General features: G+C 69.6%; 18 protein-coding genes. 13 read left to right on the top strand and 5 right to left on the bottom strand.

Annotation, left to right across the window (positions count from 1 at the left end; genetic code table 11):
- The first annotated feature begins 26 nt into the window (after window positions 1–26).
- Window positions 27–1,310 carry a glycerate kinase gene (locus CDO46_RS05780; RefSeq protein ID WP_087837605.1) on the top strand — a complete coding sequence of 428 codons (1,284 nt, stop codon included), beginning with the start codon at window positions 27–29 and terminating at the stop codon, window positions 1,308–1,310.
- Here the strand turns inward: CDO46_RS05780 and CDO46_RS05785 are convergent.
- Complete coding sequence (locus CDO46_RS05785; protein WP_087837606.1) at window positions 1,276–2,481, bottom strand: M20 aminoacylase family protein; 1,206 nt, start codon at window positions 2,479–2,481, stop codon at window positions 1,276–1,278. The two genes, CDO46_RS05780 and CDO46_RS05785, sit on opposite strands and share 35 nt — an antisense overlap.
- Window positions 2,482–2,651: 170 nt before the next feature.
- On the opposite strand from CDO46_RS05785, the gene CDO46_RS05790 reads away from it, so the two are divergent.
- The 3 genes from CDO46_RS05790 to CDO46_RS05800 all read left to right on the top strand — a co-directional run bounded on the left by CDO46_RS05790 (window position 2,652) and on the right by CDO46_RS05800 (window position 6,974).
- A complete protein-coding gene (locus CDO46_RS05790) occupies window positions 2,652–3,815 on the top strand; it encodes an aminopeptidase (RefSeq protein WP_176400666.1) in 1,164 nt (387 codons plus the stop codon).
- Between the two features lie 39 nt (window positions 3,816–3,854).
- Window positions 3,855–5,549, top strand: a complete 1,695-nt coding sequence (locus tag CDO46_RS05795; protein ID WP_087837608.1) for a long-chain-fatty-acid--CoA ligase — start codon at window positions 3,855–3,857, stop codon at window positions 5,547–5,549.
- An 81-nt stretch (window positions 5,550–5,630) separates the two neighbouring features.
- A complete protein-coding gene (locus CDO46_RS05800) occupies window positions 5,631–6,974 on the top strand; it encodes a phospholipase A (protein WP_087837609.1) in 1,344 nt (447 codons plus the stop codon).
- A gap of 7 nt (window positions 6,975–6,981) precedes the next feature.
- Here CDO46_RS05800 and CDO46_RS05805 read toward each other — a convergent pair whose 3' ends face one another.
- Window positions 6,982–7,866: an inositol monophosphatase family protein gene (locus tag CDO46_RS05805; RefSeq protein WP_243724377.1), complete on the bottom strand. Its 885-nt coding sequence runs from the start codon at window positions 7,864–7,866 to the stop codon at window positions 6,982–6,984.
- A 336-nt stretch (window positions 7,867–8,202) separates the two neighbouring features.
- On the opposite strand from CDO46_RS05805, the gene mnmC reads away from it, so the two are divergent.
- The gene (mnmC, locus tag CDO46_RS05810) at window positions 8,203–10,092 is read left to right on the top strand and encodes an FAD-dependent 5-carboxymethylaminomethyl-2-thiouridine(34) oxidoreductase MnmC (protein WP_343927784.1); all 1,890 of its coding nucleotides are present in this window, start codon (window positions 8,203–8,205) and stop codon (window positions 10,090–10,092) included.
- Window positions 10,093–10,425: 333 nt separating this feature from the next.
- Window positions 10,426–12,654, top strand: coding sequence for a TIM-barrel domain-containing protein (locus CDO46_RS05815; protein ID WP_087837612.1), 2,229 nt, complete (start codon window positions 10,426–10,428; stop codon window positions 12,652–12,654).
- 256 nt (window positions 12,655–12,910) lie between these two features.
- Here CDO46_RS05815 and CDO46_RS05820 read toward each other — a convergent pair whose 3' ends face one another.
- Complete coding sequence (locus CDO46_RS05820) at window positions 12,911–13,729, bottom strand: copper resistance protein NlpE N-terminal domain-containing protein (RefSeq protein WP_087837613.1); 819 nt, start codon at window positions 13,727–13,729, stop codon at window positions 12,911–12,913.
- Window positions 13,730–13,921: 192 nt separating this feature from the next.
- Between CDO46_RS05820 and CDO46_RS05825 the strand changes: the two genes are divergently transcribed.
- Together CDO46_RS05825 and coaE are read left to right on the top strand one after the other, a co-directional pair.
- Window positions 13,922–14,776 (top strand): A24 family peptidase, encoded by an 855-nt coding sequence (locus tag CDO46_RS05825; RefSeq protein ID WP_087837614.1) that lies wholly within the window; start codon window positions 13,922–13,924, stop codon window positions 14,774–14,776.
- Window positions 14,770–15,411 (top strand): dephospho-CoA kinase, encoded by a 642-nt coding sequence (coaE, locus tag CDO46_RS05830; RefSeq protein WP_087837615.1) that lies wholly within the window; start codon window positions 14,770–14,772, stop codon window positions 15,409–15,411. Before CDO46_RS05825 ends, coaE begins: the two co-directional genes overlap by 7 nt.
- A gap of 15 nt (window positions 15,412–15,426) precedes the next feature.
- On the opposite strand, the gene CDO46_RS05835 is transcribed toward coaE, so the two are convergent.
- A complete protein-coding gene (locus tag CDO46_RS05835) occupies window positions 15,427–16,383 on the bottom strand; it encodes a tripartite tricarboxylate transporter substrate binding protein (protein ID WP_087837616.1) in 957 nt (318 codons plus the stop codon).
- 126 nt (window positions 16,384–16,509) lie between these two features.
- Between CDO46_RS05835 and CDO46_RS05840 the strand changes: the two genes are divergently transcribed.
- The 3 genes from CDO46_RS05840 (at window position 16,510) to CDO46_RS05850 (ending at window position 18,652) form a co-directional block, all read left to right on the top strand.
- Window positions 16,510–17,475, top strand: a complete 966-nt coding sequence (locus tag CDO46_RS05840) for a LysR family transcriptional regulator (RefSeq protein WP_087837617.1) — start codon at window positions 16,510–16,512, stop codon at window positions 17,473–17,475.
- 167 nt (window positions 17,476–17,642) lie between these two features.
- Window positions 17,643–18,398 (top strand): cell division protein ZapD, encoded by a 756-nt coding sequence (zapD, locus tag CDO46_RS05845; RefSeq protein ID WP_087837618.1) that lies wholly within the window; start codon window positions 17,643–17,645, stop codon window positions 18,396–18,398.
- Between the two features lie 38 nt (window positions 18,399–18,436).
- A complete protein-coding gene (locus tag CDO46_RS05850) occupies window positions 18,437–18,652 on the top strand; it encodes a DNA gyrase inhibitor YacG (RefSeq protein WP_087837619.1) in 216 nt (71 codons plus the stop codon).
- Window positions 18,653–18,659: 7 nt separating this feature from the next.
- Here the strand turns inward: CDO46_RS05850 and CDO46_RS05855 are convergent, their stop codons facing one another.
- Entirely contained in the window at window positions 18,660–19,568 is a 909-nt protein-coding gene (locus CDO46_RS05855) for a LysR substrate-binding domain-containing protein (protein WP_087837620.1), read from the bottom strand.
- A gap of 120 nt (window positions 19,569–19,688) precedes the next feature.
- Between CDO46_RS05855 and CDO46_RS05860 the strand changes: the two genes are divergently transcribed.
- Together CDO46_RS05860 and CDO46_RS05865 are read left to right on the top strand one after the other, a co-directional pair.
- Window positions 19,689–20,837, top strand: coding sequence for an FAD-dependent monooxygenase (locus tag CDO46_RS05860; RefSeq protein WP_087837621.1), 1,149 nt, complete (start codon window positions 19,689–19,691; stop codon window positions 20,835–20,837).
- A gap of 61 nt (window positions 20,838–20,898) precedes the next feature.
- Entirely contained in the window at window positions 20,899–21,861 is a 963-nt protein-coding gene (locus CDO46_RS05865) for a tripartite tricarboxylate transporter substrate binding protein (RefSeq protein ID WP_087837622.1), read from the top strand.
- Window positions 21,862–21,892 lie beyond the last annotated feature (31 nt).

Below are 21,892 nucleotides of genomic sequence, written 5' to 3' on the forward strand. Positions count from 1 at the left end.
AAAGAGACATCAGCCGTTCCCCGCGTATGCATCAACTCCTCCTGGAATCGTTTCAAGCGGCCGTCGCCGCCGCCGACCCCCTCCACATCACCGCCCGCCACCTTCCGGCCCCACCCAGGGGCCGCACGGTCGTCGTCGGCGCGGGCAAGGCCGCTGCCAGCATGGCCCGCGCCGTCGAGGCCGCCTGGCCCGCCGACGCCCCGCTGGAGGGCCTGGTCGTGACCCGCTACGGGCACGGCATGCCGCTCGACCGCATCGCCTGCGTCGAGGCCGGCCACCCCGTGCCCGACGCGGCCGGCGAACGGGCCGCCGGCGACATCCTTCGGCTGGCTTGCGACCTGGGCGAGGACGACCTGCTGATCGTGCTCGTGTCCGGCGGCGGTTCCAGCCTGTTGTCGCTGCCGGTGCCGGCGGTGCCCATGGCCGCGCTGCGCGAGGTCACCCAGTCGCTGCTGCGCAGCGGCGCCCCCATCGAATCGATGAACGTGGTGCGCAAGCACCTGTCGCAGTTGCAGGGCGGACGCCTGGCCGCGTCGACGCGGGCCCGGGTCCTGGGCCTGATCGTCTCCGACGTCGCCGGCGACGATCCGTCCGCCATCGCCTCCGGTCCCACGGTGGCCGATCCCAGCACCTATGCCGACGCGCTCGACATCCTGCGCCGCCACGGCGTGCAGGCGCCGCGGCCGGTGGTCGACTGGCTCGAGGGCGGGGCCGCGGGGCGCCACCCCGAGACGCCCAAGGCGGGCGATCCGGTGTTCCAGCGGGTGGAGAACCACGTCATCGCCACCGCCCAGCAAAGCCTGCAGGCCGGCGCGCGCGTGCTGCGCCGCGCGGGTATCCAGGCGGTGGTGCTGGGCGACACCGTCACGGGCGAGGCCCGCGAGGTGGCCAAGGTCTATGCCGCGCTGGCGCGCCAGATCGTGCGGCATGGCGAACCCTTCGATGCGCCGGTGGCGCTGGTATCCGGAGGAGAATGCACGGTCACGGTGCGTGGAAGCGGCCGTGGCGGGCGCTGCACCGAATTCCTGCTGTCGCTGGCCGCCGAGCTGTGCGGCGAAGCCAGGATCTCGGCCCTGGCCTGCGACACCGATGGCATCGACGGCAGCGAGGACAACGCCGGCGCCTGGTGGGACAGCGAGCGCCTGCGGCGGGCTGCGGCCCGGGGCGTCGCGCCCGGCCCGTGGCTGGACGCCAACGACGCCTGGGGCTATTTCCGGGAACTCGACACCCTGATCACGACGGGGCCCACGCTGACCAACGTCAACGACTACCGGGTCATACTGATCGAGGCCGAGCGAACCAGTCGCTGACCAGCTTCACCCAGAAGCTGGCCCCCAGCGGCAGCAGTTCGTCGTTGAAGTCGTAGCTGCCGTTGTGCAGGGTGCATGGCCCCAGCCCGTGGCCCGCCTCGCGATGCGCGCCGTCGCCGTTGCCGATGAAGACGTAGCAGCCGGGTTTTTCCTGCAGCATGAAGGCGAAGTCCTCGGCGCCCATCGTCGGTTCGGTCGCGGCATCCACCTGGTTGGGCCCGACCAGCGAGCGCAGCACGTCGGTCACGAAACGGGTCTCGTCGGGATGGTTGATCAGCGGCGGGTACTTGCGCTGGAAGTCGACCTCGATGCGGGCGCCGTGGGCCAGCTCCATGCCCCGGGCGATCTCGTGCATGCGCTGCTCGATCAGGTCCAGGACCTCGATGGTGAAGGTGCGCACCGTGCCGACCATCTCGGCCTCGTCGGGCACGATGTTGGTGGTCGTGCCCGCGTGGATCTGGGTGATGCTGAGCACCGCGGTGTCGATGGGCTTCTTGTTGCGGGTCAGGATGGTCTGCAGCGACTGCGCGAGCTGCACCGCGATCATGACCGGATCGATGCCCAGGTGGGGCAGCGCGGCGTGGGTGCCCTTGCCCCGGACGACGATGCGGAAATCGTTGCTGGAGGCCATCATCGGGCCCGGCGTCACGGCGAAGCTGCCCACCGGGATGCCGGGCCAGTTGTGCATGCCGAACACCGCCTCCATGGGAAAGCGCGTGAACAGCCCGTCGTCGATCATGGCCTTGCCGCCGCCGCCGCCTTCCTCGGCCGGCTGGAAGATCAGGTAGACGGTGCCGGGGAAGTCGCGGTGCGCCGCCAGGTGGCGGGCGGCGCCCAGCAGCATGGCGCAGTGGCCGTCGTGGCCGCAGGCGTGCATCTTGCCTGGGTTCACGCTGGCGTGCTCGAAGGTGTTGAGTTCCTGCAGGGGCAGGGCGTCCATGTCGGCCCGCAGGCCGATGGCCGGTCCGTTCCTGTCCGTGCCTTCCAGGACGCCGACCAGGCCGGTGCCCCCCAGGCCGCGCACGACGGGGATGCCCCATCCTTCCAGCAGGCGGGCAATGGTGTCCGACGTGCGGTGCTCCTCGTAGCACAGCTCGGGGTGGGCGTGGAGGTCGCGTCGGATCGTCTTCAGGTCGCTGTGGAAAGCGACGATGGGTTCGAGCAGATTCATGTGGAACTCCTGAACGTTGCCCCGCCGCGGGTGCGAGCGCGCCGCGCCTTGTCCAGGCGGTCGCGAAGGCGGGAAGGGCCGATGTGCCGCGCCGTGTCCGGCGTCGCCGGCGGGGTCGTGTGCCCCGGGGCCGGCGGTTACCATAGCCATTATCTCCAATGAGCTTGTCCATGGCGAGTGTAACGACGAGGGGCCGGGCGGCCTGGGGCGCCCTGGTCCTGGCAGCGGCGCTGGCCGGGTGCGCCGACCTGCGCTACTACGCGCAGTCGATAGGCGGACATTCGTCGCTGCTGCAGGCGGCGCGGCCGGTCGACGAGGTCCTGGCCGATCCCGCCACCTCCCCCGATTTGCGCGAGCGATTGCGTCATGCGCAAGACGCGCGCCGCTATGCCAGCCAGGTGCTGGGCCTGCCCGACAACCGCAGCTACACCGAATACGCCGACGTCAAGCGCCCCTACGTGGTCTGGAACGTGTTCGCCACGCCGGAACTGTCCCTGCGGCTCAAGCAGTCCTGTTTTCCGGTGGTGGGATGCATAGACTACCGGGGCTACTACAGCGAAGCCGAGGCCCGGCGGACGGCCGCCGAACTGAAGGCACGGGGCTGGGACGTGCACGTGGGCGGCGTGCCCGCCTATTCGACGCTGGGCTGGTATCCCGACCCCTTCGTCAACACTTTCATCCGTCTGCCGCCGGCCGAGGTCGCGCGCCTGGTCTTCCACGAACTGACCCACCAGGCGGTCTACGCGAAGAACGACACGACGTTCAACGAGTCGCTGGCCACGGCGGTCGAGCAGATCGGCGTCGAGCGCTGGCTGCGGGAGCCCCGCAACCAGTCGCTGCGGCCGGCCTACGAGGCCTTCGATGCGCGTCGGCGCGATTTCGTCGCGCTGCTGCTGGAGACCCGGCGGCAACTGGCGCAGGCCTATGGCGAGACCGGCGCCCGGCAGGGTCCGGCGCCCACCACGCCCGATCCGGTGGGCCTGGGGCCGGACGAGATCGAGCGGCGGCGCGCGCGCAAGGCCGAAATCATCGCCGACCTGCGGTCCCGCTACGAACGGATGAAGCGCGAGCGCTGGAACGGCTACGCCGGCTACGACGCCTGGTTCGCGCAGGCGTTGAACAACGCGCAGTTCGCGGCCATGGGCGCGTACCACCAGTGGGTGCCGGCGCTGCGGGCCATGGCGCGCCGCTGCGAGAGTTGCCGCGACGGCAGCCTGACGCCGTTCCTGGACGAGGCGCGCGAGCTGGCGCGGCTGCCGTATGCCGAGCGCCGGCGGCGATTGCAGGCGGAAACCGACCGCGTGCAGGCCGCTGGGCTATCATCGGCCCCATAGGCCGACACCACGCGGCACAGACTAGACCAGGAGACGTGCATGCAAAGACCGTGGCTGGCGTACTACCCGCCGGGCATTCCCGCCGACATCGACCCGGGACGCTATCGGTCCCTGATCCAGTTGCTGGAGGAATCGTTCGCGCAGTACGCCGAGCGCCCGGCCTTCGTCTGCATGGGCAGGACGCTTGCCTACGCCGACATCGACGCCATGTCGCGCAAGCTGGGAGCCTGGCTGCAATCGCGCGGACTGCCGCGCGGCGCGCGCGTGGCCCTGATGATGCCCAATGTCCTGCAGTATCCCGTGGCCATCGCGGCGGTGCTGCGGGCCGGCTATACGGTGGTCAACGTCAACCCCCTCTACACCGCCCCGGAACTGGAGCACCAGCTCAAGGACAGCGGCGCCGAGGCCATCGTCATCCTGGAGAACTTCGCCCACACCCTGCAGCGGGTGCTGTCCGCCACGGCCATCCGGCACATCGTGGTGGCGTCCATGGGCGACCTGATGGGCGGCGTGAAGGGCACCGTGGTCAATGCCGTGGTGCGCTACGTCAAGAAGCTCGTCCCGCCGTTCAGCCTGCCGGGCGCGGTAAGCTTCCGGCGCGCGCTGGCGCAAGGGGCGGCGCGGGAACTGGCGCGCCCCGAGATCGGGCCCGACGACGTCGCCTTCCTGCAGTACACCGGCGGCACGACGGGCGTGGCCAAGGGGGCCGTCCTGTTGCACCGGAACCTCGTCGCCAACGTCCTGCAATGCGATGCCTGGCTGCTGACCGACGAGCAGCCCGCCAGGCAGGGCGGACAGCGCACCCAGCACATCTTCGTCTGCGCCCTGCCGCTGTATCACATCTTCGGTCTGACGGTGTGCGCCCTGCTCGGCATGCGGGCCGGCGGCCTCAACGTGATGGTGCCCAATCCGCGCGACATTCCCGACCTGGTCAGGACGCTGTCGGGCTACCGCTTCACGCTGTTTCCCGGCGTCAACACCCTGTTCAACGCCCTGCTCAACAACGAGCAGTTCCGGTCGCTGGACTTCTCGGGCCTGCGCGTGAGCGTGGGCGGCGGCATGGCGGTGCAGAAGGCGGTGGCCGACCGTTGGCGCGAGGTGACCAAGTCCCCGCTGTGCGAGGGCTACGGGCTGTCGGAAACGTCGCCGGTGGCCTGCTGCACGCCCATCAATATCAAGGAATATTCCGGCACCATCGGCATTCCGCTGCCGTCCACCGACGCGGCGATCCTGGACGACGACGGCGCCGCGCTGCCCATCGGCGAGCGCGGCGAGATCGCGCTGCGCGGCCCGCAGGTCATGCCGGGCTACTGGAACATGCCGGAGGAGACCGCCCGCGTGATGACGGCCGACGGATTCTTCAAGACCGGCGACATCGGCATCATGGACGAACGCGGCTACATCCGCATCGTCGATCGCAAGAAGGACATGATCCTGGTGTCGGGCTTCAACGTCTATCCCAACGAGGTCGAGGCCGTGGTATCCCAGCACCCGGGAGTGCTGGAGTGTGCCGCCATCGGCGTGCCCGACGAACATTCCGGCGAGGCCGTGAAGGTGGTCGTGGTCAAGCGCGACCCGGCGCTGACCGAGCAGGACCTGAAGGCGTTCTGCCGCGATCGCCTGACCGGCTACAAGCGGCCGCGCTATGTGGAATTCCGGTCGGAGCTGCCCAAGACCAACGTGGGCAAGATCCTGCGGCGCGAACTGCGGACCGGCACCGAGGCCGCCGCGTAACGGATTATTCCCGGCATGCCCCTACAATGGCGGCGTCTGCCCCATCGCGGGCGTTGTCGGGGAGTCCACATGCCAGGTCGGATGGCTGACCATCGTCTTCGTGCGCCGCATGGCATCGTGCGCCGCGCGCTCGCGCCCGCGGGCCTTTTCGCCCTGATGGCCGCGGCGCCCTTGCGGGCGGACGCGGGCGTGACCTTCAAGCTGGACCGCATGCAGGCCGGGCCGGGCGAGACCGTGCGCATCGAGGCCATGTTCTTCAACGACGGCAACGCCACGGCGACCTGGGACGCGCCGCGCGAGCTGGTGCTGCAATGGCGCGACGCCGCCGGCCGCGTCGTGCGCGCGCCCGCGCGGCTGGACGGCGGCACCGCCGTGCTGCAGATTCCCGTGGGACAGTTTTCGCGCGCGACCTGGTCGGCCGTGGTGCCCGAGCAGGCGCGCGGCCTGCAGGCCATCGCGATCGAAGGCGAGCCGGTGCTGCTGGCGCTGGACGCGACGCCCGCCGAGAAAGGGGCCATCGTGGGGTCGCGCGCGATCGGTCCCATCGTCGATCCGCGCGCGCCCGGCGCGGTGCCGCAGGTGCCGGACAGCGGCGTGCTGGCGGCGGTCAGCGGCCTGTCGGCCGGTTCGGGGCCGGGCAGCACCGCGCTGTCGGGGCCGGCGCCGTCGGACGCCACCGCCCCGGGCAACGACGAGCATGACGTGCTGAGCCGCTTCCGCAGCGCGCTGTCGCCCTACGAGCCCGTGTATTTCAGCTTCGGCGCCCGCCCCAACCTGAACGCGCGCTTCCAGGTCAGCCTGAAGTTCCGGCTGTTCCAGCCCTACGACGGCGAGGAAACCGGTTTTCTCAACAACCTGTACCTGGGCTATAGCCAGACCTCGCTGTGGGACATAGGCGAGAACTCGGCCCCGTTCCGCGACAGCAGCTATCGCCCCGCGGTCTTCTGGCTGTCCGACCGGGTCTGGGAGTCGCAGGACCGCCGCAAGTCGCTGGGTTTCGACGGCGGCTTCGAGCACGAATCCAACGGGCGCGACGGCGATACCTCGCGCGCCATCAATTCCCTGTACGCCCGGCCCACGCTGCGCTATCGCCTGGACGACGGCAGCACGCTCAGCTTCGGCCCCAAGATCAAGTACTACATGACCCGCGAGGGCAATCCGGACATCGCCGACTATCGGGGCCACGTCGACTACCAACTGCGCTGGGCCAAGGATGACGGCCTGATGGTGTCGGCGCTGGTGCGCAAGGGCCACGAGAAGGGATCGCTGCAACTGGACATGGCCTACCCGCTGCGCAAGCTGGGCCTGGGCCGCCTGAACGGCTTCCTGCACGTGCAGTATTTCAACGGCTACGGCGAGACCCTGCTGGACTACAACGTGCGCGCCAAGTCGCAGGTGCGCATCGGCCTGATGATCGTGCGCTGAGCGGTCTTCAGCCCGCGCCGGCGGCCTTGAGGTTGGGACCGATCAGGTCGTGCAAGGCCTTGGCCACGCCGGGGCCGCCGGCGACGATGTTGCCTTGCTCGGGCCAGGGAGCCCGCCCGAACGGGTCGAAGGCCTGCCCGCCGGCTTCGCGCACCAGCAGCGTGCCGGCGGCGACGTCCCACGGCTTGAGCCGCAGCTCCCAGTAGCCGTCGAAGCGCCCGCAGGCCACCCAGGCCAGGTCGAGCGCCGCGGCGCCGTTGCGGCGCACGCCGCGCGTGCCGTGCATGGCGTCGCGCAGCATGGGCAGGTAGCTTTCGGTGAACGACATGTCGCTGTAGGGAAAGCCGGTGGCCAGCAGGGCATCGGCCAGGGTTTCCGTGCGCGAGCACTGGATGCGGTGGCTGTTGAGCCAGGCGCCCACGCCGCGTACCGAGGTGAACATCTCTTCACGACAGGGATCGTAGATCACTCCCACCACGGGCCCGGGCTCGCACCGCGTCTCTTCGAAGGCGATGCCGCAGCCTTCCTGGGCCACCAGCGCGATGGAAACGGCGTAGTGGGGAATGGCATGGACGAAATTGGTGGTGCCGTCCAGCGGGTCGATGTACCAGCTGGCGGGACCGGAAGGCGAGCCCCCCGTCTCCTCGGCCACGATGCCGTATTGCGGCGTGCGCGCGCGCAGGACCTCGATGATCGCGATTTCGGCTTCGCGGTCCGCCTGCGAAACCAGATCGTTGCGGGCCTTCAGGTCGATCACCAGTTCCGAGCGCTTGTGCGCATAGGCTTGCAAGATCGCCGCGCCGGCGTGCGCGGCGGTGACGGCGGCTTCGAGCGCCTTGAAGAGATCCAGCGGGACGGGCTTGTCCATGGTGGCGGCTGCGGGGATGCTCATACAGGGAGTGTACCCCCCCCTACGCGCTTACGCGCGCCCCCCAGGGGGCGAAACCGGCGGACTGGCAAAGCCAGATCCGCGGTTTCCTGGGTCTAGTACGCGCTTCTTGGATTGGATCACCGTTGCTACCGCTGGCAGCCAGCGATAGCACCCGTGCCAAACCCAAGATAACGGTACTAGACCCAGGATGCAGTGGATCCAGCTTTGCCGGTCCACCCGCATCGCCCCCTTGAGGGGGCCCGCGTAGCGGGTAGGGGGTGGGCTTCCCTTCCGGTCCACCCGCATCGCCCCCTGGGGGGCGCCCGAAGGGCGTAGGGGGGGGTTATCATCCTCGCCGTGTTTACCCCCCTGACTCCTTCCCGCCCGGCCTTCGATCAGGACGGCCTGCCTTATAGCCCGCTCTACGGCGACATCTACCATGCCGCCCAGGGGGCGTTGGAGCAGGCTCGCCATGTGTTCCTGGCGGGCAACGGTCTGCCGGAGCGATGGCGCGGACGCGAGCGCTTCACCGTGTGCGAGACGGGATTCGGGCTGGGGCTGACTTTCCTGGCGCTATGGCGCGCCTGGCGCGACGATCCCCGGCGCAGCCGGAGGCTGCATGTGGTGTCCGTCGAGGCCCATCCCTTTGCCCGCGAGGACCTGGCGGAGCTGCTGCGCGCGCGGGTGCCCGCCGGGTGGGACGACATGGCGGCGCAACTCTTGGCGCAGTGGCCGCCTCTTCTTCCCGGCCTGCACCGGCTGGACCTGGATGGCGGCGCGGTGACGCTGACCCTGGCCTTCGGGCTGGCCGAACAGATCGTGCCCCGGCTGGTCCTGCGCGCGGACGCTTTTTTCCTGGATGGATTCAAGCCGTCCGCGAATCCCGGCATGTGGTCCGAGCCGCTGATGAAGGCGCTGGCCAGGCTGGCCGCGCCGGATGCCACGGCGGCGACCTGGGCGAGCGCCGGCGCGGCGCGCCGCGCCTTGCAGGCGGCGGGTTTCGAGGTCGAGCGCAGGGAGGGCTTCGGCGGCAAGCTGCACATGACGGTGGCGCGCCATGCGCCGCGCTTCGAGCGCCGCCACGCGCCGGCCGAGCCGCCGTCCTTCGCCGAGCGCCATGCCATCGTGGTGGGAGCGGGCATCGCCGGGGCCGGTGTGGCGCATGCGCTGGCGTTGCGTGGCTGGCGCGTGTCCGTGTTCGATGCGGCCTGGACTTTTCCCCCGCAAGGTGGCGGCCATCTGGCCGCCGCATTGACGCCGTTGCTGGCCCGGGACGACAGCCCCCGCGCGCGCCTGAGCCGTGCCGGTGCCTTGCGCGCGGCCGCGCGCTGGGCGCCGTGGATGGACGGCGGGATCGTCGCCCGCTGCGGCACCGTGCAGCAGGCCAAATCCGACGACAAAGAGGCCGGCATGCGCGCCATGCTGGAGGAGCTGCGTTTTCCGGCCGACTGGGTGCGACCGGTGACGCGGGACGAAGCCAGCGCGCTGGCGGGTTGCCCGACGGCGCGCGGCGGGGTCTATTTTCCGGGCGGACTGCGGGTGCGTCCGCGCCTGCTGGGGGCGGCGCTGCTGTCCCGGCCGGGCATCGAAGTCCGGGCGGCCCGGGTAGCCCGCATCGAGGCGCTGGCGGCGGACGTGCCGTCGGGCCGCCGGTGGCGGGCCCTCGACCAGGAAGGCGCCACGCTGGCCGAGGCCGAGATCGTGGTGCTGGCCAATGCGGCCGAGGCGCCGCGGCTGCTTGCCGCCAGCGGACTGGCCGCCGACGGCGAACTGCCGGGTTTCTTCGGGCAAAAGGCCATAGCGGGACAGATCACGCTGCTTCCCGCGCAAGATGCCGCCTGGCGCCCGCCGCGCTGCGTGGTGGCGGGCGACGGCTACGTGCTGCCCGCCGTGGACGGCGCCTGCGTGGCCGGCAGCACGTACGTCCACGATGCCTCGCGCGCCGTCGTCACGGCCGAGGGCCACGCGGTCAACCTGGACCGGGCCGCGCGGCTGCTGCCGGCACTGGCCGGGGCCGGCCTGGATCCCGGCGCGTTCACGGGCTGGGCCGGGTGGCGCGCCGTGCTGCCCGGCAGGTTGCCGGTGATCGGCGAATCGCCTGTCCATGGCGGGCTCTGGGCCGCCTCGGGCTATGCCTCGCGTGGCCTGAGCTGGTCGGCGCTGGGAGGCGACATACTGGCCGCTTCCCTGGAGGGAGAACCCATGGTGCTGGAGGGGGATTTGCTGCGCATGATCGCCTGGCGCTGATCCCGGGCCGAATCGTGGGAAAATAGCGGGATTAACAGCAAAAAAGACGTGCCTGGGGGCGCGCGGTGCCCGGCCCGCGTGTCCCGATCCGCTGCTTCCAGGGGCGCGGGATGGCCCCGGATACGGCCTTGCCGGGCCTCTCGCGGCGCCCCGCGAAGCGCGTCCGTGCGGGAGACGGCTTCTTCCACGGTTTATTTGCCTCCCCGAATCCGTCAAAATAGAGGTTTTGGCGAAAAAGTGCGGTCATTTGCCGCATTTGGGGCGGATAGCGGGGCCTCGCGAGGGTTGCGTCTTTGCTATTGCCAATCTGTCGAAAGCGATCGAGGGAAACCTGTGCCACTTCAATTCGACTCCTCCCGCTACCAGCGTCTGGAATCCCTGTCTCTCAACACGACCAGCCCGTCCGCCGTCCGTTTCACGACGGACCAGGGCCAGCCGGTGCTGGTCGAGGCCAGCGCGCCAGGCGTGTTCAGGTTGAGCATGGGCACGCCCGCCGCCACCGGCAAGCCGGCCTCCGGCTCCGCCACGCGCGCCGCCGCCCTGCATGATCTGCTGGCCCGGGACGAGGCCATAGGCGAGGCCGTGGTTGAACAGGCGGATGTGGCCGGCCAGCCCGGCTGGCGCATCGTCCAGGGCGACAACGTACTCGAGATCGCCGCCAATCCCGTGCGGCTGGCCTTGTACCGCAAGGGGCAGCAGGTGCTGGCCTCGTCCGCGGACCAGGACCTGTGCCCGCTCGGCACCGAAGACGCCGCGGCCCCGACGTCGTGGGCCCTGTGCTTCGACCTCGCGGTTGGCGAAGCCGTCCACGGCCTGGGCGAAAGCCGCATCATGCTGGACCGCCGCGCCGAGCGCGTGGTGTCCGACGAGGCCGAGTCGCGCGCCCTGCCGCTGGCCTGGAGCCCGCGCGGCTGGGGGCTGTACGTCAATACGCTCGAATCCGTCGTGCACGACATCGGCCTGCCCGAGTTCGCGCCCGACAGCTACGTGGTGACCGTGGCCGACGCCCAGTTGGACGTGTTCCTGTTCGTGGGCGAGCCGGCCGAGATCCTGAACCAGTACACCCAGTTGACCGGCCGCGCGGGACAGCCCACGCTGTGGAGCATGGGCACGTGGCTGCACCAGGCGCCCGATACCGGCGCCGAGCAGCTCGCCGCCGTGGCCGGCCAGATGCGCAGCCGCGGCGTGCCCCTCGACGCCGTGTCGTTCCGGCCACCCGCGGCCTGGGAGATCCGCGCCAAGCTGAACCTCGAATGGGACGCCGCCCGCTTCCCCGATCCGCGCCAGGTGCTGGGCGAGTTCAAGGGCCTGGACCTGAAGGTGTGCGCACCCGGTTTCCCGGGCGTGCCCACCCACAGCCCCATGTTCGCCGAACTCGAGGACAAGGGCTGGCTGCTGACCGACGAATCCGGCGCCGCGCAGGTGTTCGCCGGCGTGCCCGCCAGCGCGGGCGTCGCCTTCGGCCTGCTCGACCTGACCCACCGCGACGTGTGGACCTTCTGGCGCGACAAGATCCGCCAGGTCATGGACGAGGGCGTCGATGCGGTGTCCTGCGACATCCAGTTCGACATCCCCGACGGCGTCGAGGCGCGCAACGGCGATACCGGAGCGCGGCTGCGCACGGCCTATCCCATGCTGGTCAAGCGCTGCCTGTTCGAGGCGGCGGCCTGGAACAAGACCCCGCCCGAGGGCGTGGTGTGGAGCCGCGATCTCTTCCCGACCGGCCAGCGCCTGCCCATGCAGGCCCCCGTGTCCGTGCCCAACACCTGGGAAGGACTGGCCGAATCGCTGCGCGCCGCGCTGACGGCGGGGGCCAGCGGGCTGCCCGCCCATGCCCACGACATCGGTTCGCCCCAGCATCCGCGCGACGCCATGACGCCCGAGCTGTACCTGCGCTGGCTGGCGGCCGGCGTGTTCAGTTCGCACCTGCGTTTTCACGCCGTGCCGGGGCTGCTGCCCTGGGACTTCGGCGAGGAGGCCTTCCAGCACGCGCAGACGCTGATGCAGTGGCGCTATAGACTCATTCCCTACGTGCTGGGGGTGATCGAGGACGCGGCCCGCACCGGCCTGCCGGTGCAGCGTTCCATGGCCCTGTCCTTCCCGGACGATCCCGAGGCGCATGCCCACGAGCTGCAATACCTGCTCGGCCCGGCCCTGCTGGTCGCGCCGGCCGTGCAGCCCGGCAACCAGATCCGCGTCTATTTCCCCAAGGGCGAAGCCTGGTGGGACCTGAACACGGGCTGGCGCTACGAGGGCGGCACGACCTGGACCTTCGAATGCGGCCTGGACCGCCTGCCCGTGTTCGGCCGCGAAGGCCACATGCTGTGCCTGGGGCCCGCCGCCCAGCACACCGGCGAGTTCAACTCCGCCCGCATCCTGGACGAGGTCTGGCTGTTCGGCATGCCCGTGCACAACCCCAGCGTGATGCGCAACAAGATCCGCGTCATGCAGATGCAGGGTTCGAGCTACGCCAAGGGCCTGGAAGGCCTGAAGATCCTGCCCTCCGAAGGCCTGGAAGTGAAGCGCCGCGGCGCCGAGGTACGTATCTCTCGGGCGAGGTAGAAGCCCCCCCCTACGCGCTTACGCGCGCCCCCCAGGGGGCGAAACCGGCGGACTGGCGGAGCCAGATCCGCGGTTTCCTGGGTCTAGTACCCGTTTCTTGGGTTGTGGCGCCGGTGCTTCGCTGGCTGCCAGCGAAGCACCGGCGCCACAACCCAAGATAAAGGAACTAGACCCAGGATGCGGTGGATCCGGCTTTGCCGGTCCACCCGCATCGCCCCCTTGAGGGGGCGCCCGAAGGGCGTAGGGGGTGGGCCTATCAGTCCTCGCAGGGGCTGTCCAAGGTGCCGCGGGCCAGCTTGTCTACGACCACCGACTCTACCGGGGGTTCGCCGCTGCGGGCGATGTGGCCGTCTATCCACATCAGGACCGGGGTGCCGGGGGCCACGCGCAGTTTGGCGTAGGCGTCGGCCAGGGCCTGGGCCTGGCCGGTGGACGACACCGGATAGCGCTTGCCGGTGCTGCAGATGGCGAAGGTGGGCTGGCCGTCCTTGGCCATCACCTTGCCGCGCATGGTGAAGGTGTCGGTGATGAAGTCCACCTCGAACTGCTGGGTCAGGGCGTAGTTCAACGTGGACTGGATGGGTTCGCCGTTCTGGTCCAGCATGCGCAGCGTGCTGCCGGAGATGAACTCGTAGAGTCCGCCCTCGTTGCGGTCGCCGATCAGGCGGATCTGGTCGGGCGAGTCGAACAGGCGTTCCCAGCGGCCGGTGCTGATGAAGCTTTGTTCCTTGTTGTCGCGCGTGCCGAAATACACCCGGCGCATGCGCCAGGTCCAGTCGGGCAGCAGCGTGAGCGTGACGCGCTGGCCGGCGCAGTCGGCGCAGGGGATCACGCCGCGGAAGGTTTGCGGCTGGGCCAGGGGCACGCCCCTATCCTGTCCGCCTCGCTCGGCCTGTTCCCGCGTCACGGCGGGCGGCGGCGGGATCACCGCGTCGGCGGCGGCCAGGGTGCCGGAGCGCTCGCGGTCGGGCAGGGGGATGGAGCACGCGCCCAATCCGGCCGCCACGGCCAGGGCGGCGGCCAGGGTGGCAAGGCGGGAAGGGGCGGGGCGGGAGGAAAGGGGCGGGTTGGTCATGACGGCTCCGGCTCTTGAGATTTATCGCAAGTCTAACCTGTTGCGTCTGCCGGCATGCGAAGGGAAGCGCGGCGGGCATCGACGGATGCCGTGCCGGGGGCAGGACATTTATTGCCGTGCCCGTCCCACGCGGGGCCCCGGGGGCGGTTAAGCTTGCGGGGGGCCGCCGTGGCGGCGTTTACATCCTTGTCTATGTCATTCGTGCAGATACTCGCGGCCACCCCGTGGCTGGCCTATGCGACCGCCGCCGTGCTGGGGCTGGTGGTGGGCAGCTTCCTCAACGTCGTGATCGCGCGCCTGCCGCAGATGATGCAGCGCGCCTGGCAGGAGCAGTGCGCGGAGCTGCACGGCGCCGCGCAACCCGGGCAGGCCCGCTTCGACCTGGCCTATCCCCCCTCGCATTGTCCGGCCTGCCGGCATCCGATCGCCTGGCGCCACAACATCCCGGTGCTGGGCTGGCTGGCGCTGCGCGGCCGCTGCGCCCATTGCGCCGCGCCCATCTCCTGGCAATACCCGCTGGTGGAACTGGCGTCGGCGGCGTTGTTCGCGGCCTGCGTCGTGGTGTTCGGCGTGACCTGGACCAGCCTGGCCGCCATGGCATTCTGCGCGGCCTGCCTGGCGCTGGCCGTGATCGATCACCAGACCTCGCTGCTGCCGGACGACCTGACGCTTCCGCTGCTGTGGGCGGGCCTGTTCGTCAACCTGTGGGGCGGTTTCGCCTTCCTGCCCGACGCGGTCATCGGCGCGATGGCCGGCTACGGGGTGCTGTGGTCCGTGTACTGGCTGTTCCGCCTGCTGACGGGCAAGGAAGGCATGGGCTACGGCGATTTCAAGCTGCTGGCCGCCATCGGCGCCTGGCTCGGGTGGCAGAGCCTGCCGCTGGTCATGGTGGCGGCCTCGCTGGCCGGTGTGGCGGTGGCCGGGGTGCTGATGATCGCCGGCCGCGTGCGGCGCGACCAGCCGCTGCCATTCGGGCCGTACCTGGCGGCGGCGGGCGTGGCCGCGATGTTCGCGGGCGACGCATGGATTAAGCTGCTGGCATGGTAGGCACACTTCCTTCTTTCCCCGCCCGTCCCTTGCGCGTGGGCCTGACCGGCGGCATCGGATCCGGCAAGACCGCCGTGGCCGATATCCTGGAGGCGCAGGGCGCGGCCGTCATCGATACCGATGCCATCGCGCATGCGCTGACCGCGCCGGGCGGACTCGCCATCGAGCCGCTGCGGCGCGAATTCGGTCCGGACATGATCGGTCCCGACGGCGCGATGGACCGTCCCCGCATGCGGGCCCTGGTGTTTTCCGACGCACAGGCCAAGACGCGGCTCGAGGCGCTGATCCACCCGCTCATCGGCCAGGAGGTCGAGCGCGAGGCCGCCCGGCGCCAGGGGCTCTATCAGGTCTTCGTGGTGCCGCTGCTGGTGGAGTCGGGTCGCTGGCGGGACCGGGTGGACCGGATCTGCGTGGTCGATTGCGACGAGGCCACCCAGGTCCGGCGCGTGCAGCGCCGCAGCGGCCTGGCTCCCGACATGGTCGCCCGCATCATGGCCGCCCAGGCGACGCGCGCCCAGCGGCTGGCCGTGGCCGACGACGTCATCCTCAACGATGGCCAGACCACGCCCGGCCAGCTGTCCGAGCGTACGCTGGCCCGGCATCGCGCGTGGCTCGACCTGCTGGCGCTGCCCTAGCAGGCTGCCCGGGCTTTACTGGATGTCCAGCTTGCGGATCAACGCGTCCCAACGCGCACGCGTGTCGCGCAACCACGCCGTGGTCTGCGCCGAGTCGGCCCAGAACGGCGTCACCGCCATCTGATCCAGTTGCCGGCGCACTTCCGCGCTTTCCAGGATGTCGTGCAGCAGGCCTTCCCACTTCGTCACCACGGCCGCCGGCGTGCCGGCGGGAAACAGGACCACCTGGCTGAATCGCACGTCGAAGTCGGGTACGCCCTGTTCCTGCGCCGTGGGGACTAGCGGCAACTGGGGATTGCGGATGGCGGCGGACGTGGCCAGCGCCTGCAGCGCGCCGGACCGGACATAGGGAAGGGTGTTGGACGAGGCCACGAAGGCCAGCGGCACGTGGCCGGCCACCACGTCCGACAGGGCGGGGGCGTTGCCCTTGTAGGGCACGTGCGTGCCGCGTATGCCGGTGCGGGCCTTCAGGAGTTCGAAGGTCAGGTGGCCGGGCGAGGCCAGGCCGGCCGAGGCGTAGGTCAGGTCCTCCTTCCTGGCCCGGTCCAGGAAGTCGCGGAAATCCTTCAGCCCCAGCCTGGGGTGGGCCACCAGCACCTGCGAGGTGGTGCCGAAGATGCCGGCCGGCACGAGATCGCGGTAGGGGTCCAGTCCCATGTTCCGGTAGACCGACGGATTGATCGTCAGCAGGTGGTCGACGCTGACCAGCGCCGTATAGCCGTCCTTGGGCGAGCGCGCGACGTATTCGGCGCCGATGTTGCCGCCGGCACCCGCCCGGTTCTCGACGATGACGGGCTGTTTCAGGCGCGATGCCGCCTGTTCGGCGATCAAGCGGGCGATCAGGTCCAGCGGCCCGCCGGCGGCGAAGTTGACGACCAGCTTGACCGGATGGTCGGGATAGTCGGCGGCTCGCACCGAGGGCGCGGCGGCAACGAGGGAAAGCACGAGGAAAAGGCGCGCAAGCGGTCGCATGGGGTGTCTCCGTGGAAGGGGGGCGGGCTGGCTGGAGCCAGTCTGGTCGGCGCCGTGCCGGCATTATGGGAACGGAGAGGTATTTGTTTCCAATGATAAAATTCCGCTCTGTCATACATAAAATTCATGGCAATGGACTGGACCCGGCGCCTGCGCATCCGGCAGCTCGAAGTGCTGAGCAGCCTGGCCGACACGTGCAATCTCAGCCACACCGCCGAACGTCTCTGCATGACGCAGCCGGCCCTGTCCAAGTGGCTGGCCGAGCTCGAGGCCGAACTGGGCGTGCCCCTGTTCGAGCGCCATTCGCGCGGCCTCGTGCCCACGCGTTTCGGCACCGCCATGGCCGAACATGCCCGCGTCATGCTGGCCGAGGTCGAGCGGGCCAGTCACGCCATGGCGCTGATGGCCGAAGGGGCGGACGGGCACCTGTCGATCGGGGTGACGGCCACGGTCTCGACCGGCCTGCTGCCGGACAGCGTGGCCTTGCTGCTGGCCCGGCGTCCCGAGACCCGGCTCTCGATCACCGAGTCGACGCTGGACCAGCTTCTGCCGCCCTTGCTCGAGCGCCGCCTGGATTTCGTGGTCACGCGCCTGGAGGGCGACGCCATCGACGATCGCCTGCGCTGCACGCCGGTCTATGGCGAAAGCATCGCGGTGGCCGCGCCTCCCTCGCACCCGCTGGCCGCCCGCCGCGGCCTGGCCTGGACGGATCTGGAAGGATGCGGCTGGGTGGTGCCGCCCCAGGGCAACCCGCTGCGCCGCGAGCTGGACGCCGAGTTCGCGCTGGCCGGCCTGCCCGCGCCGCGCTACCGGGTCGAGGCGGTCGGCATCCTGATGCTGGTGGCCATGATGCAGCGGGCCAACCTGCTGACCGCGCTGTCGCGCCGCGTGCTGGGCTACTTCCAGGCCGCCGGGCAGCTCGTGGCGCTGGACCTGCCCACGCACCGGCAGGGCATGGTGGGCATCCTGCGCCATCGCGACGCGCCCGACACCGCCTTGCATCGCGACTTCCACGAGGCCTTGCTGGAAGCGGCCGGCGCGGCGGGCGTCACAACTCGAAACCGCATTGCCGAGCCGCCTGCTTCAAAGTAAGGGGTGATCGGGCCACGGTTGAGTGTTTTTCCGGTGGGCTCCGTACCTACAATGGAGGTGTTCCGAAGCGCCCGCGCAAGGGCCGTTCGGAAGCGGGCGCGGCAAGTGTCGCCGTGTCCATGCCGTACAGGTATATTTCTACGAAATTCCGATTCCGGACGGTCTACGTGGTTCTTTACGAATACCCATTCAACGAGCGCGTCCGTACGCTGCTGCGTCTGGAAAGCCTCTTCGACAATCTGTTCTTCTTCGTGCGGCAACCGGATGCCCGCGGGCATCACGTCGCATTGACCACGCTGTTCGAAATCCTGGATGTATCGGCGCGCGCCGATCTCAAGTCCGACCTGCTGCAGGACCTGGAGCGCTATCGCCAATCCCTGAGCTCGCTGCGCGAGCATCCCGGCGTCGATCGCCAGACCCTGGACGTCATGCTGTCCAGCATCGAGCAGGCCACGGGTTCGCTGGTGGCACAGGGCAAGACCGGCCAGCCGTTGCGGCAGAACGAATGGCTGACCAGCATACGCAGCCGCCTGGCGATCCCGGGCGGGGCGTGCGAGTTCGACGTTCCTTCCTTTCATGCCTGGAAGCACAAGCCTGTCGAGCATCGGGTCCAGGATCTCGCCCAGTGGGTCGAGCCCTTCCTGCCCATACGCGACGGCCTGGCCATCGTGCTGAAGATGCTGCGCGAATCGGGCCGCCAGGTCGCGGTGGTGGCCGAGGGCGGAGCCTTCCAGCAGATGCTGGGAGGCAAGGCCTATCAGTTGCTGCGCATCTACGTCGACGAGGCGCTGGGCGTGTTTCCCGAGGTCAGCGCCAACAAGTACATGGTGTCGGTGCGCTTCTCGTCGCAGGGGGGCGACCTCAAGCCCCAGCCGGTGGTGGCCGACGTGCCCTTCCAGCTGACGCTGTGCAACAGTTTCTAAGCGCGGCGGCCCCTTCGTCCGCTGGCTACAATGCTGCCATGGTCAAGAACGTCAAATGTCCCACTTGCGCCAAGCTGGCTCCGTGGAGCCCCGAGAACGCCTGGCGGCCCTTCTGTTCCGAGCGCTGCCGCCAGATCGACCTGGGGGCGTGGGCGGCCGAGAAATTCTCCATTCCCGGCGCGCCGCTGGAGACCGACGACCTGAGCGGCGACACCTCGGGGCGCCTGTTTCCTCCGCCGCAATCGGTGAACTGAACGGGCCCTAGGCGTTGGCCAGCAGTGCCCGGATGTCCAGCGACCGCAGCAACTGCATGGTTTCCCGCGTCAACCGGGTCAGCGGCTGCAGCCGTGCCGTGCACATGATCAGATTGTTGTGCATGGACGGCGTGTGTACGCGGGCCGTGGCCAGCGTGCCGGCGCGTCGCTGCGGCCCGATGGCGCTGGCCGACAGCAGCGCGTAGCCTTCGCCGCTTTCGGCCAGCGCCACCATGGTGTGGACCGCGTTGACCTCGGCGACGATGTTCAGGGCGATGCCGCGCCGGCGGCAGGCGGCGTCCACCACCGCGCGGATGGTGTTGGGCTCGCAGGGCAGGATCAGCGGATAGTCCGCCAGGGCATCGACCGGCAGCGATTCGGGCAGCCGCTCGCCCGGACCCGGCACGCATCCCACCAGCATCAGTTCCTCCTGGAATACCGGTTCGTAGTCCAGCGTCTCGCCGGGGGCGGGATCGTACAGCAGCGCGACGTCGACCCGGCCTTCGTGCAGCCATTCCCTCAGGCTCACGCTCAACCCCTCGGTCACGGTCAGCGCGGCGCCCGGCAGGCGTTCGCGAAAACCGCGCACCAGGCTGGGGGCCAGCAGGTGGGCGATGCGCGGCGGAAAGCCGACCACGATCTTGCCGCGGGGCACGGCCTTCAGTTCGTGGATTTCCTGGCGCGCGGTGGCCAGTCGGGCCAGGACGACCCGGGCGTGCTCCAGCAGGCACCTGCCCGCCTCGGTCGGCTCCACGCCGCGGCCGTTGCGGTACAGCAGGTGCTCGTGCAGCTCCACCTCCAGCAGGCGGATCTGCCGGCTCAGGGAAGGCTGGGTCATTTCGAGCACCATGGCGGCGCGCGTGAAGCTGCCGGCATCGACGACCTGGACGAAGTACTCGAGTTGCTTGATATCCATGCCTGTCTCGCGTTACATAGAGAAGTTCTATAGCTGCTAGAGCTGTTCTGCAATTTACTCGATATGTCCCGACTTCAATAATGGGCGCTTCCGCAAAGGCGGACCCATCGGAGGCGTTTCATGAAGAAGTCGGAGTTGCCGGTTGCGATCATCGGCGCGGGCATAGGCGGGCTGGCGGCGGCGACCGCGCTGCGCGCCCAGGGCGTGGAAGTGCAGGTCTACGAACAGGCGCGGCAGTTCGCGCGCATCGGGGCGGGCATCCAGATGACGCCCAATGCCATGCGGGTGCTCGATGGGCTGGGGCTGCGCCCGCAACTGGAATCGATCGCCTTCGCCCCCCGGTCGTCGTTGAACCGCGCGCACGACACCGGCGCCGTGACGAACGAGTTTCCGCTGGCCGGCGCGGTCCTGGAGCGCTATGGCATGCCCTTCCTGGCCATGCACCGGGGCGACCTGCACGCGGCGCTGGCGGCGCGGGTACCGGCGGCGCACATCGCGCTGGGCAAGAAGCTGGTGCACCTGGACCAGGGCGATGGCGAGATCGCGCTGCGCTTCGAGGATGGCACCCAGGCCCGCGCCCGCGCGGTGATCGGCGCCGACGGCGTGCATTCGCTGGTGCGCGAACTGCTGCTGGGCGAGGAGCAGCCGCGTTTCACCGGCCGCGTCGCCTACCGGACGACGTTCCCGGCCAGCCGGCTGGGCTCGCTCGACATCGGCCAGTCGCGCACGAAATGGTGGGGACCGGACCGCCACATCGTCATCTATTACGTCACCCGGAACCAGGACGAAATCTATTTCGTCACCAGCCAACCCGAGGACGCCGGCTGGCTGACCCCTGAATCATGGTCGGCCAAGGGCGACCTGGAGGTGCTGCGGGCGGCCTATGCCGATTTCCATCCCGACGTGCGCGCGGTGCTGGCGGCATGCCCGGACGTGCACAAATGGGCGATCTTCCAGCGCGATCCGCTGCCGAGCTGGGGACGGGGCAACATCGTGCTGATGGGCGACGCCTGCCATCCGATGACGCCCTACATGGCCCAGGGCGCGGCCATGGCATTGGAGGACTCGGTCGTCCTGGCGCGCTGCGTGGCCGCCCACCGCACCGACCTCGATGCGGCGTTCCGCCTGTTCGAGCAGGTTCGCAAGCCCCGCACGTCGGCGGTGCAGGCCGGATCGAGCGCCAACAACTGGATGCGCGAGTCCACCAATCCCGATTGGGTCTACGGTTACGACGCCTGGAACGTGTCCCTGGACGCGGGCGCGCAATAAGCCTTCGCCGGACGGAGCCGGGAGGCCGGTGCCCGTCCGGCGCATCAAAATAGGAGACAGCATGAAGACACGCATCAAGACTTTCGTCGCGGCCATGATGCTCGCGGCGGTCCCGGCCCTGGCGGCGCACGCCCAGTATCCGGACCGGCCCATCAAGCTGGTGGTGCCGCACGGGCCGGGGGGCGTCGCCGACACGGTGTCGCGCATCTTCGCCGATGCGCTGGCGCGCGAGCTTAAGCAGCCGGTCATCGTCGAGAACAAGGCCGGTGCCAGCACCATGATAGGCGCCGAGTACGTCGCCAAGGCCGCCCCGGACGGATACACGCTGTTGATGGCCTCGGTGACCACCTTGTCGATCAATCCTTCGCTGTATCCCAACATCACCTACGATCCCAAGCGCGACTTCGCGCCGGTCTCCATGGTCGCGGCGCTGCCGTTCTACCTGATGGCCAGCCCCACGCTGGGCGTCAAGAACGTGAAGGAACTGGTCGCGCTGGCCAAGTCCAGGCCGGGGCAGCTCAACTATTCGTCGCCCGGGTCGGGCACGTCGCCGCACTTGGTGGGCGCGCTGTTCGCTTCCATGACCGGGGTCGACACCCTGCACGTGCCGTACAAGTCCACCGCCTCGGCCGAGGTCGATCTCAACGCCGGCCGCATCCATTTCGCCTTCACCGGTTCGGGCATGGCGCCGATCCGTTCAGGCCGGGTGGTCGGCCTGGGCGTGACCAGCGGCGAGCGCCTGGCGTCCATGCCCGAGCTGCCCACGCTGAAGGAACAGGGCCTGGACCTGGAGGCGACCGTCTGGAACGGCGTGGTCGCGCCCGCCGGCACCTCGCCGGAGATCGTCCGCAAGCTTGCCGACGCATTGGCCCGCATCGCGCGGTCGCCGGACATCAAGGAGAAAGTGCAGGCCCACGGCGGCATCGCGGTGGGCAATACGCCCGCCGAGTTCAAGCGCCTGATCGACACCGAGGCCGCGCGTTGGGAGAAAGTGATCAAGGAGGCCAGCATCACCGTGCAGTGACGCGGCCGGGAGGCCGGCGGAGGGGGCCGCC

The organism is Pigmentiphaga sp. NML030171 (genome assembly GCF_002188635.1).
In the GTDB taxonomy this organism is placed as follows: domain Bacteria; phylum Pseudomonadota; class Gammaproteobacteria; order Burkholderiales; family Burkholderiaceae_B; genus Pigmentiphaga; species Pigmentiphaga daeguensis.

Coding starts and splice junctions, on each gene's coding strand:
- CDO46_RS05835 (WP_087837616.1), bottom strand. CDS start 16,383: ATGCGACCGCTTGCGCGCCTTTTCCTCGTGCTTTCCCTCGTTGCCGCC.
- CDO46_RS05855 (WP_087837620.1), bottom strand. CDS start 19,568: ATGGATATCAAGCAACTCGAGTACTTCGTCCAGGTCGTCGATGCCGGC.
- CDO46_RS05865 (WP_087837622.1), top strand. CDS start 20,899: ATGAAGACACGCATCAAGACTTTCGTCGCGGCCATGATGCTCGCGGCG.
- CDO46_RS05785 (WP_087837606.1), bottom strand. CDS start 2,481: ATGAATCTGCTCGAACCCATCGTCGCTTTCCACAGCGACCTGAAGACG.
- CDO46_RS05850 (WP_087837619.1), top strand. CDS start 18,437: ATGGTCAAGAACGTCAAATGTCCCACTTGCGCCAAGCTGGCTCCGTGG.
- CDO46_RS05825 (WP_087837614.1), top strand. CDS start 13,922: ATGTCATTCGTGCAGATACTCGCGGCCACCCCGTGGCTGGCCTATGCG.
- CDO46_RS05800 (WP_087837609.1), top strand. CDS start 5,631: ATGGCTGACCATCGTCTTCGTGCGCCGCATGGCATCGTGCGCCGCGCG.
- CDO46_RS05840 (WP_087837617.1), top strand. CDS start 16,510: ATGGCAATGGACTGGACCCGGCGCCTGCGCATCCGGCAGCTCGAAGTG.
- CDO46_RS05805 (WP_243724377.1), bottom strand. CDS start 7,866: ATGAGCATCCCCGCAGCCGCCACCATGGACAAGCCCGTCCCGCTGGAT.
- CDO46_RS05780 (WP_087837605.1), top strand. CDS start 27: ATGCATCAACTCCTCCTGGAATCGTTTCAAGCGGCCGTCGCCGCCGCC.
- CDO46_RS05795 (WP_087837608.1), top strand. CDS start 3,855: ATGCAAAGACCGTGGCTGGCGTACTACCCGCCGGGCATTCCCGCCGAC.
- CDO46_RS05860 (WP_087837621.1), top strand. CDS start 19,689: ATGAAGAAGTCGGAGTTGCCGGTTGCGATCATCGGCGCGGGCATAGGC.
- CDO46_RS05820 (WP_087837613.1), bottom strand. CDS start 13,729: ATGACCAACCCGCCCCTTTCCTCCCGCCCCGCCCCTTCCCGCCTTGCC.
- coaE (WP_087837615.1), top strand. CDS start 14,770: ATGGTAGGCACACTTCCTTCTTTCCCCGCCCGTCCCTTGCGCGTGGGC.
- CDO46_RS05790 (WP_176400666.1), top strand. CDS start 2,652: ATGGCGAGTGTAACGACGAGGGGCCGGGCGGCCTGGGGCGCCCTGGTC.